This window comes from Actinoallomurus acaciae (assembly GCF_042429965.1).
In the GTDB taxonomy this organism is placed as follows: domain Bacteria; phylum Actinomycetota; class Actinomycetes; order Streptosporangiales; family Streptosporangiaceae; genus Actinoallomurus; species Actinoallomurus acaciae.
The window spans coordinates 1-1,825 of record NZ_JBHLZP010000933.1; the positions used below are offsets into that span (position 1 = coordinate 1).

Annotated in this window: 1 protein-coding gene; it reads left to right on the forward strand. The window is 75.7% G+C overall.

The annotated features are described in order from the left end of the window. Positions 1 to 1,825, forward strand: a 1,825-nt coding sequence (locus ACFFNX_RS49075; protein ID WP_378213344.1) for a non-ribosomal peptide synthetase, incomplete at both ends; no start/stop codon positions are given.

Genomic DNA, 1,825 nt, shown 5'->3' on the forward strand with positions numbered 1-1,825 from the left:
GCCTGGCCGCGCGGCAACTCGCGTACTGGACGGACGCGCTCGACGGGTCGCCCGACGAGCTCGCCCTGGCCGCCGACCGGCCGCGGCCCGAGGAGTCCGAGCACCACGGCGGCGTCGTGGAGTTCACCGTGCCCGCGACGACCCGGCGGCGGCTCGGCGGCATCGCCCGCGCCACCGGCACCACGATGTTCATGGTCGTGCACGCCGCCGTCGCGACACTGCTGACCCGCCTCGGCGCGGGCACCGACCTGCCGCTCGGCACCCCGGTCGCCGGTCGCGACGACCCCGCGACCGAGGACCTCGTGGGGTTCTTCGTCAACACGCTCGTGCTGCGGACCGACACCTCCGGCGACCCGTCCTTCCGCGCGCTGCTGGCCCGCGTCCGAGAGGCGGACCTGGCCGCGTTCGAGCACCAGGACGTACCGTTCGATCAGGTCGTCGACGCGGTGAATCCGCCGCGCTCGCTCGGCCGGCACCCGCTGTTCCAGGTCATGGTCTCCTACCTGACCGGCGGCGAGGAGGCGTGGACGCTGGGCGGCCTGCCCGCCGTGCCCGAGCCCGCCGGGCACGGCACCGCGATGTTCGACCTGTCCTTCGACCTCGTGGAGGACCCGGCCGGCGGTGCTCAGGGCACGCTGGAGTTCGACACCGCCCTGTTCGACCGCGAGACGGCCGAGGCCATGACGGCCCGGCTCCTGCGCGTCCTCGACGCGGTCGCGGCCGACCCGGAGGTCCCGATCGGCCGGATCGAGATCCTCTCCGAGGCCGAACGCCGCGCGCTGCTGTGCGCGGGCCTCGGCGTCGAGCGGGCGCTGGCCGACCGGACCGTCGTCGGGTTCCTCACCGGCCAGGCCGCCCGCACTCCGGACGCCGTCGCGCTGGTCACCGGCGAGCGCGCCTGGACCTACCGCGAGCTGGACGCCTGGACCGACCGCCTCGCCTGGACCCTCGACGGCCGTGGCGTACGGCCGGGCGACGTCGTCGCGCTGGATCTGCCGCGCGCCGCGATGGTGCCCGCCCTGCTCGGCGTCCTCAAGGCCGGCGCCGCCTACCTCCCGGTCGACGGCGCACAGCCGGAGGAACGGTCCCGGTTCATGCTGGAGGACGCCCGGCCGGCGCTCGTCCTGCGCCCCGGCGACCTCGGCGCGCTCGCCGAGGGACCGCCGATCGACCGGTCCCGGCCCGATGCCGTCGCGTACGTGATCTACACGTCCGGTTCGACCGGGCGGCCCAAGGGCGTGGCCGTCCCGCACCGCGGCCTGGCGAACCTGTTCCTGTCGCACCGCGGGCGGCTCATGGAACCCGCCGGCCGCGGCCTGCGGGTGGCCCACGCGGCGTCATTCGTGTTCGACGGTTCGTGGGAGCCGCTGCTGTGGCTGCTCGACGGGCACGCCCTGCACGTCGTCGACGACTACCAGGACGACGCGGCGCTGCTGCGGCGCCTGGCCGAGGACCGGATCGAGGTCCTCGACGTCACCCCGACCTACCTGCGCCAGCTCGTGGACCGGGGGCTGTTGACGAGCGCGCCGCTGAAGGTGCTGCTGGTCGGCGGCGAGGCGGTGGACCCGGGCCTGTGGCGACGGATCTGCGCCGCGCCGGGCCTGGCCTGCCACGACCTGTACGGGCCGACCGAGGCGTCCGTCGACTCCTACGGCTGGCACGGGGCCGCCCGCGAGCCGTATCGGCTCGACGGCGTCCGCGCCTACGTCCTCGACGCGGGGCTGCGGCCCGTCCCGGCGGGTGTGCTCGGTGAGCTGTACGTCGCCGGGGCCGGCCTGGCCGACGGCTATGTGCGGCGGCCCGGCCTGACCGCGGAGCGGTTCGT